The sequence below is a fragment of the Streptomyces aureus genome, assembly GCF_001418135.1.
Lineage (GTDB): Bacteria > Actinomycetota > Actinomycetes > Streptomycetales > Streptomycetaceae > Streptomyces > Streptomyces aureus_A.
Genome location: NZ_LIPQ01000042.1, coordinates 25,177 through 33,046, shown reverse-complemented (window position 1 = coordinate 33,046; position 7,870 = coordinate 25,177). Strand labels below are relative to the sequence as shown.

10 protein-coding genes are annotated in these 7,870 nt (G+C 70.9%); 7 read left to right on the top strand and 3 right to left on the bottom strand.

Annotation, left to right across the window (positions count from 1 at the left end; translation table 11 throughout):
* Positions 1-314, bottom strand: a 314-nt coding sequence (locus tag AOK00_RS36745; protein ID WP_030317985.1) for a cupin domain-containing protein, incomplete at its 3' end; no start/stop codon positions are given.
* Positions 315-365: 51 nt separating this feature from the next.
* Between AOK00_RS36745 and AOK00_RS05025 the strand changes: the two genes are divergently transcribed.
* The 5 genes from AOK00_RS05025 (at position 366) to AOK00_RS05005 (ending at position 4,208) form a co-directional block, all read left to right on the top strand.
* Positions 366-743 carry a phage holin family protein gene (locus tag AOK00_RS05025; protein WP_055599097.1) on the top strand — a complete coding sequence of 126 codons (378 nt, stop codon included), beginning with the start codon at positions 366-368 and terminating at the stop codon, positions 741-743.
* A gap of 9 nt (positions 744-752) precedes the next feature.
* On the top strand, positions 753-1,244 hold the full coding sequence (locus AOK00_RS05020; protein WP_055599119.1) for a low molecular weight protein-tyrosine-phosphatase: 492 nt from the start codon (positions 753-755) through the stop codon (positions 1,242-1,244).
* Positions 1,241-2,374, top strand: a complete 1,134-nt coding sequence (locus tag AOK00_RS05015) for a cystathionine gamma-lyase (RefSeq protein ID WP_055599096.1) — start codon at positions 1,241-1,243, stop codon at positions 2,372-2,374. Before AOK00_RS05020 ends, AOK00_RS05015 begins: the two co-directional genes overlap by 4 nt.
* Before the next feature lie 361 nt (positions 2,375-2,735).
* Positions 2,736-3,632, top strand: a complete 897-nt coding sequence (locus AOK00_RS05010) for a LysR family transcriptional regulator (RefSeq protein ID WP_055599095.1) — start codon at positions 2,736-2,738, stop codon at positions 3,630-3,632.
* Between the two features lie 96 nt (positions 3,633-3,728).
* Complete coding sequence (locus AOK00_RS05005; RefSeq protein WP_055599094.1) at positions 3,729-4,208, top strand: NUDIX domain-containing protein; 480 nt, start codon at positions 3,729-3,731, stop codon at positions 4,206-4,208.
* Here AOK00_RS05005 and AOK00_RS05000 read toward each other — a convergent pair.
* Both AOK00_RS05000 and AOK00_RS04995 read right to left on the bottom strand, forming a co-directional pair.
* Positions 4,151-5,440, bottom strand: coding sequence for a globin domain-containing protein (locus AOK00_RS05000; RefSeq protein ID WP_055599118.1), 1,290 nt, complete (start codon positions 5,438-5,440; stop codon positions 4,151-4,153). The genes AOK00_RS05005 and AOK00_RS05000 overlap by 58 nt on opposite strands.
* Positions 5,441-5,548: 108 nt before the next feature.
* Positions 5,549-6,205, bottom strand: coding sequence for an HAD family hydrolase (locus tag AOK00_RS04995; RefSeq protein WP_055599093.1), 657 nt, complete (start codon positions 6,203-6,205; stop codon positions 5,549-5,551).
* A 153-nt stretch (positions 6,206-6,358) separates the two neighbouring features.
* Between AOK00_RS04995 and AOK00_RS04990 the strand changes: the two genes are divergently transcribed.
* Positions 6,359-7,222 carry a GNAT family N-acetyltransferase gene (locus AOK00_RS04990; RefSeq protein WP_055599092.1) on the top strand — a complete coding sequence of 288 codons (864 nt, stop codon included), beginning with the start codon at positions 6,359-6,361 and terminating at the stop codon, positions 7,220-7,222.
* A 171-nt stretch (positions 7,223-7,393) separates the two neighbouring features.
* Positions 7,394-7,852: a MarR family winged helix-turn-helix transcriptional regulator gene (locus AOK00_RS04985; protein ID WP_055599091.1), complete on the top strand. Its 459-nt coding sequence runs from the start codon at positions 7,394-7,396 to the stop codon at positions 7,850-7,852.
* Positions 7,853-7,870 lie beyond the last annotated feature (18 nt).

Sequence of the window (7,870 nt, the reverse complement as noted above, 5' to 3'; positions counted from 1 at the left end):
GCCTCCGGCGGGGAGAAGACCACCATCACCCGCAGGTCCTCGCTGATGTGGTGGAACTTGTGCTCCACCCCGGCCGGCACATAGACCACGCTGCCGCGCGCCACCTGGGTCGTCTCCGTCCCCACCGTGATCGCCGCCCGGCCGCTCACCACGAAGTACACCTCGTCCTGGCGGTGCGGCTGCTGCGGGTCGAGCTCCCCCGCGTCCAGCGCGTACAGGCCCACTGACATGTTCCGCTCCCGCAGGAACTGGAGATACGCGCCCTTGTTCGCGGCACGCTCCGCCTCCAGTTCATCCAGCCGGAATGCCTTCATCGCCTGTCAGCCCCTGCCGTCGGCCCGATCATGTCTGCCACGATCAGACACATGATGAATTTCGTAGTCAAGACGCTCGCCAACGCGGGCGCCCTGGGAGTGGCCATCTGGCTGCTCCAGGACATCACCCTGACCGGCGAGAGCACCGGTAAGAAGGCCCTGACCCTTATTCTCGTCGCCCTGGTCTTCGGGCTGGTGAACTTCTTGGTCAAGCCGGTCGTCAACCTGCTGACGCTCCCGCTCTTCATTCTGACGCTCGGCCTGATCACCCTGGTGGTCAACGCCCTGATGCTGCTCCTTACGTCCTGGCTGGCCGAGCAGTTCAACCTCAGCTTCCACGTGGAGGGCTTCTGGACCGCCGTCCTCGGCGGCCTGATCATTTCCGTCGTCTCCTGGGCGCTGAACGTCGTGCTCCCCGACGGCGACTGAGTGGAGACCATGACGTACCGCGTCTGCTTCGTCTGCACCGGCAACACCTGCCGCTCGCCGATGGCCGAGCACGTCTTCCGCAGACACGTGGAGGACGCCGGCCTCGGCGGGCTGGTGGCGGTCGAGAGCGCGGGCACCGGAGTCTGGCGCGAGGGCGAGGGCGCCAACCCGCGCACGGTCTCCGTCCTGGAGGAGAACGGCTACACCTCCACGCACACCGCCCGTCAGTTCCGGGCCTCCTGGTTCCCGGCCCTCGACCTGGTGATCGCGCTGGACGAAGGGCACCTGCGGGAGCTCCACCGGCTCGCCCGCACGCCCGGGGACGCGGCCCGGACCCGGCTGCTGCGCTCCTACGACCCGGCCGCTGGGGACGCGCTCGACGTCCCCGACCCGTACTCCGGGGACCGTGAGGACTACGAGAAGTGTCTTGAGATGGTGGAGGCCGCGAGCGGAGGACTGCTCGCGGCCGTACGCCGCGAACTGGAGGAACGGACACCGTGACCGACAAGCACTACGGCGACGGCACACGCGCGGTCCGGGCAGGGCTGCCCGAAGCCGTGAAGTACGAGCCGACCCTGCCGGGGCCGGTCTTCGCCGCGCACTTCCATCTGCCGGGCGAGCCGACCGGCGGATACGCGTACGGCCGCGACGAGAACCCGACGTGGACCCATCTGGAGCGGGCGATCGGCGAGCTGGAGGCGCCGGGGGAGCAGGGCGTCGAGACGCTGGTCTTCGCCTCGGGCATGGCCGCGATCTCCGCCGTCCTCCTCTCGCAGCTGAAGACGGGTGACGTCGTGGTGGTGCCCAGCGACGGCTACCAGGCACTGCCTCTGCTGCACGAGCAGCTGAGGGCGTACGGCATCGAGGTCCGCACCGCGCCCACCGGCGGCGACGGCCAGCTCGCCGTCCTCGAAGGGGCCCGGCTGCTGTGGATCGAGACGCCGTCCAACCCCGGGCTCGACGTCTGCGACATCCGGCGACTGGTGCGCGAGGCGCATGCCGCGGGGGCGCTCGTGGCCGTCGACAACACCCTCGCCACCCCGCTCGGCCAGCGCCCGCTCGAACTGGGCGCGGACTTCTCGGTCGCCAGCGACACCAAGGGCATGACGGGACACGGCGACATCCTGCTCGGCCATGTCACCTGCCGTGATCCCGAGCGGGCGGCGGAGGTACGGCGCTGGCGCAAGGTCGTCGGCGCCATCCCCGGCCCCATGGAGGCCTGGCTCGCCCACCGTTCGCTCGCCACGCTGCAGCTGCGGATCGACCGCCAGTGCTCCACCGCGCTCGCGCTCGCGCAGACGCTCGCGGGACGCACGGACGTGACCGGGCTGCGCTACCCGGGGCTGCCCGAGGACCCCTCGCACGCGGTGGCCGCCCGGCAGATGCGACGCTTCGGGCCCGTGGTCTCCTTCGAACTGGCGGACCGGAAGAGGGCCGAACGGTTCCTTGAGGAGCTGCGGATCGTGGACGACGCGACCAGCTTCGGCGGTGTGCGCTCCACGGCGGAGCGGCGCGGGCGCTGGGGCGGGGACGCGGTCGCGGAGGGCTTCATCCGGTTCTCGGTCGGCGCCGAGGACCCGGAGGACCTGATCGCCGATGTGCTGCGGGCTCTCGACGAGGCCGGGGCGTAGACCCGTCCGGATCGCGGCCGGCGCCCTGTTCCGTAGCAGGCCCTCGCGGGCTCTGGACACGGTCCTCACGGGGCCTGTCCACGGTCCTCACAGGGCCTGTCCACGGTCCTCACGGGGGCTCGTCCACGGCCCGCGCCGGTCCCGGGCGCACGGAACGAGGCGCTCCGAGCCTCCCCCCTCGTGGCTCGGAACGCCTCGGTTCCACGCGCGGAGACCGCCTGAACAAGGCTAGTTGACTGTGCGTCAGTGTCCAATCACGGTAGCGACAGAGACCTATCGACTTATTTATAGTTGGACGGTCCTGAGGCGCAGTCAGCCGACCGCCTGAGTCGAACGGCCGCACGGCCGGGAGGGGGCGCACATGGATCTGGCCCTGCTGCGCACGTTCGTCACGGTGCACCGGGCCGGCTCCTTCACCCGCGCCGCCGCGCTCCTCGGGCTGTCGCAGCCGGCCGTCACCAGCCAGATCCGGACGCTCGAACGACAGCTCGGACGCCCGCTCTTCCTCAGACAGGCCCGCGGTGTCACGCCGACCACCATCGGCGACGAGCTCGCCCACCGCGCCGCTCCCCATCTGGACGCCCTCGTCGAGATCGCCGAGACGGGCCTCGACGAGGAGAACGGCGTCCGTTCCCTCCATGTCGCCGGTCCCCCGGAGTTCACCGCGCTCCGGGTCCTGCCGGCCCTCACCCCGCTGGTCGGGCAGGGTCTCGCCGTACGGGCTTCGTTCCTCGGCAACACCGAGGAGATCCTCGACGGCCTCGCCGCGGGCCACCACGACCTGGCCGTCGCCACCGCGCGGCCCCGGGGCGGTCTGATCGTCTCCACCCCGCTCTGCGACGAGGAGTACGTGCTGGTGGCGGCCCCGCGCTGGGCGGCCCGGCTCTCCCCCGACGTCCTCCTCCGCAAGGGCGCCGTGGTCCTGGAACAGCTGCCGGTCGTCGAGGTGCACGAATCGCTGCCGTTCGTGGCCCGCTACTGGGCGAGCGTCTTCGAGACCAAGCCGGCGGTCGCCGCCACCGTGATCGCCCCCGATCTGCGCGCCGTTCGGGAATCCGCGGCCTCCGGCGCCGGGCTCGCCGTCCTGCCCCGCTATCTGTGCGAGGAGGCCCTGGAGCAGGGCCGGCTCGTGGCGCTGCTCGATCCTCCGGTCCCTCCGCTCCGGACCTACTTCCTGGTCGTACGGACGGGGACGCTCGCGCTGTCGCCCATCGCCCGCGCGCACGAGGAACTGCTGCGGGCCGCGGGGGACTGGTGAGCCTCCGTGGGGGAGCCGCGCCCTGCCGCGGGGACTGATGAGTTTCCGCCGGGGACGGCGAGTTTCAGGACACCCCGGACGGGCCATTTTCTTCCCATGAACGAACGGCCCGTGATCAAGCGCACCGCACGCGCCATCCTGCTCGACGGGGACGACCTCATCCTCATCAAGCGCACCAAGCCGGGGATGGATCCCTACTGGCTCACGCCCGGTGGAGGCGTGGAACCCACCGACGCCACCGTCGTCGAGGCCCTGCACCGCGAGGTCCACGAGGAGCTCGGCGCCAAGATCGTCGATGTGGTGCCCTGCTTCGTCGACACCGTCGAGCACATCGTCGACGGCGGGGTCTCCGGGGTGAAGGTCCAGCACTTCTTCGTGTGCCGCCTCGACTCCATGGACACCGCGCTGCGGCACGGTCCCGAGATGGACGAACCCGTCGGCGAGTACGAGATCGTCCGGGTGCCCTTCAGCCGGGTCGGCATCGCGGCCGTGCACCTCGTCCCGCTCTCGCTGCGCCACTACCTCGACGGCAACATCGAGGGCGTCCGCGCGATGCACGCCCCCGACCTGGGCTGATCGTCGGCCGCCGGGGCAAGTTCGGCGAGGAAGTCGTGCCGGATGCGCTCTGCGGGGACCCCCGCTCCCCGCAGCGCGTCCACTCCGCGGCGGACCATGCCGAGCGGCCCCGAGAGGTAGGCGTCGCGTTCGCTCCAGGAGCCGTAGCGGCAGACGGCCTCCGGGAGCCGTCCCTGTTCCTCCGTGACCGGATGGACGGAGAGCCAGGGGAAGGTCTTCTGGAGCCGCAGCATCGTGTCGATGTCGTAGAGGTCGTGGCCGTTGCGGGCCCCGTAGAAGACATCGACACGACGCCGGTCCCCGTGCTCGGCGACGTCCTCCACCAAGGCCTTGATGGGAGCTATCCCGGTGCCGCCGCCCACACAGAGCAGACCTGTGTCCGTGTCGTGGTCGACGGTCATGGAACCCGCCGGCGGGCCGAGTCGCAGGACGTCTCCGGGGCGCGCCCGGTGGACCAGCGCGTTGGACACCCAGCCCGCCGGAACCGCCTTCACGTGCAGGGAGAGCAGTCCGTCGGGCCGGGGCGCCGAGGCGAACGAGTAGTGACGCCATGTCCGCGGCCACCACGGGGTCTCCAGCGTCGTGTACTGCCCCGCGAGGAAGGAGTACGGCTGGTCGGGCCGGAGCGTGACGACGGCGATGTCCGGAGTCCGCAGATCGTGGGAGACCACCTCGGCCTGCCACCAGGCGGGCGCCGCGCGCTCGTCCTCCGCCGCCGCGTCGATCATGATCTGGGAGATCGTCGTGTACGTACGGACCCAGGCCGCCTGGGTCTCCTCGTCCCAGGTCGTCGTCGCGTACCGCGTGAGCGCGCCGATGAGTGCCTCGCCGACGGCCGGATAGTGGGCGGAGTGGGTGCCGTACTTGCGGTGGCCCCTGCCGAGGTTCTGCAGATACGCGGTGAGCACCGGGGTGTCGTCCATGTGCTCCGCCGCCGTGAGCAGGGCCTTCAAGAGCCGGTCCCGCTGGGTGTCCATGGCCGCGGGGAACATCTCGCGCAGTCCCGGGTTCCCGATGAAGAGCAGGGCGTAGAAGTACGAGGTCACCCGGTCGGCGACCGGCCCGATCTCCGCGAGGGTGCGTCTGACGAGTACCGCGTCGGCGGAGGCCTCCGCGGGTATTCGGGGCCCGTTCGCGTCATCCGCCGGGCGCCTGGGCTCGTTGCCACCCCCCGCCGGGCGCTCCGGCCCGTCCCCGTCCTCCGCTGCCCTCGTGGTGGTCGGAGCATCCATCATGTGCCTCGCCTATCGCTGGCCGGCTTCCGTGGACGCAGCATGACCCCTCCGAGGGCCGCTTCGGAGGGAAAGTGGCGTTCTCGGGCCAAAGGGCAGGGTTTCTGACTAGGCTGCGCTGTTTCGGACCAGGGCGTAGGCCTCGCGCAGATCCCCTCCTGTGTAGCTGTGGCGGGCCAGCCCGGCAAGATGGTGGTCCGCGTTGACCGCCACGGTGTCCGGCACGATCGCGAAGAGCTCCGCATCGGACATCGAGTCGCCGTAGGCGACGCAGTGGGCCGGGTCCACCCCGTACTCCGCGCAGAGGTCCCGTGCGATCCGCACCTTCGCCCGCGCGTCGAGGATGCCGGGCCGGTGGATCGGCTCGGTGAAGGGGATGGTCGGCCAGTGCGAGCCGTGCACCGTGTCGACACCCCAGTCGAGAAGCCGCTCGACGAAGAAGTCGGGAGAGAGTGAGATGACCGCACAGCGGTCGCCCCGGTCCCTGATGTCTGCCCAGACCTCGCGAATGCCCAGCAGCCAGGGCGCCCCTTCGAAGGCCGCCGCGACCTGGTCCACGGTGAGCGCGGACCACAGCTCGCGGGCCCGGACGGCGAACTCGTCCGGGGTGAGCCCCTGCAGCAGGAAGCTCTCCTCAAGGGCGGCGATCTGCTCGTCGACGCCCAGTTGCCGGGAGATCTCCACCGCCGCGGCCGATCCCCGGATCAGGGTGCCGTCGAGGTCGAAGAGGTGCAGTCGCTGCTGTCGCTGTTTCACGTGAAACATCGTCTCCGTCCCACGACGTGGAAATCAACGGCCTCTTCCGGCTACCCGCCCGACCCCGCGCCGGCACCCCGCGTGCTCCGCACCACGCACACGTCTCGGCCAGATCCGCTAAACCGGTGGACGGAAGATCACCGCGTCGTCCAGCCTGACAGCATGCCGATCTCCCCCTCCCCGCTTGCCCAGCTCCCCATCCGGCGCCTCGGCGTGGACGACCTCCTCGCCTGCGCCGACCTCTCCGAGAACCGGGGCTGGCCGCGCGAAGAGCACAAGTGGGGTCTCCTGCTCGCCGCGGGCACCGGCTACGGCATCGACGACCCTTCCGGAACCGGGCTGATCACCTGCTCCGTGGTTACGTCGTACGGCCCGGGGCTCGCCGCGATCGGCATGGTGCTCGTGGCCGAACGGTACGCACGCCAAGGGGTGGGACGCCGGCTCATGGAGCACGTCCTGGCGGAGGCCGGGGACACCCCGCTCACCTTGCACGCCACTCCGTACGGGCAGCCTCTCTACGAGCAGCTGGGCTTCACGGAGACGGGCCGCGCGGAGATGGTGCGCGGGCGCTTCACCTTCGCCGCACCCGCCCCGGCCGTTCCGGTCCGCCCGGCGACGGCGGAGGACCTCCAGGCGATCCTGCGCCTGGACCACGAGGTCTTCGGCCTCGACCGCACGCATGTGATCACCCGGCTGCCCGCGTTCGCCGACCATCTCCGGGTCGCGGAGGAGGACGGCGAGATCACCGGCTTCGCGGCGGCCTGGCCGAACATGGACACCCATGTCGTCGGACCGCTGATCGCCCGGGACCCCGCCACGGCCCGGGCCCTGATCGCCTCACTCGCGGCGGCCACCGACCGCCCGCTGCGCACGGACATCGACGTGCGGCACTCGGCCCTGCTGAGCTGGGTGAAGGAGAACGGCCTCGACGCGGTCGCCTCCAACGCGGTGATGGTCCGCTCCCTCCCCGACCTCCCCGGTGACTGGCGCCGCCGCTTCGCTCCCCTGACCGTCGCGGCCGGGTAGCGCGGGGTTCGGTCCACCGGCATCAGGGCGGGGGCGATCTCCCCGCCCTGTCCGGGCAGGCAGGGTCCGGTCCCCCCTCCCAAGATTTACTTGCACACGCGCATTATTGCGTCGCATCGTTTACCCTGGGTCCAGCACCACTCCGCGCCGAGGAGAGACCGAGGAGAGACCATGACCGCGACGGACCCCGCACTCACCGCGCTCTCCCAGCGCTGGTGCGCCCTCTCTCTGCTGCACGGCAGGATCGAGTCGCACATCGAGCGCGCTCTGGAGTCCCGGCACGGTCTGAGCGTGCGGGAGTACTCCCTCCTCGACGTCCTCAGCCGCCAGCACAGCGGACCGGGAGGGCACCTCCAGATGAAGCAGGTCGCCGACGCGGTCGTCCTCAGCCAGAGCGCCACCACGCGGCTGGTCACCCGGCTCGAGGACCGTGGTCTGCTCACCCGGTACCTCTGCGCCACCGACCGGCGCGGCATCTACACCGATGTCACCGAAGCCGGCCAGAAGCTCCTGGCAGAGGCCCGCCCCACCAACGACAGCGCTCTCCGCGAGGCGCTCGACGAGGCCGCCAAGAACCCGGAGCTGGCGCCGCTGGTCCAGGTCGTGGAAGGCGTGGGCGTTCCCGCCTGAGGCCCGGCCGTCCGACCC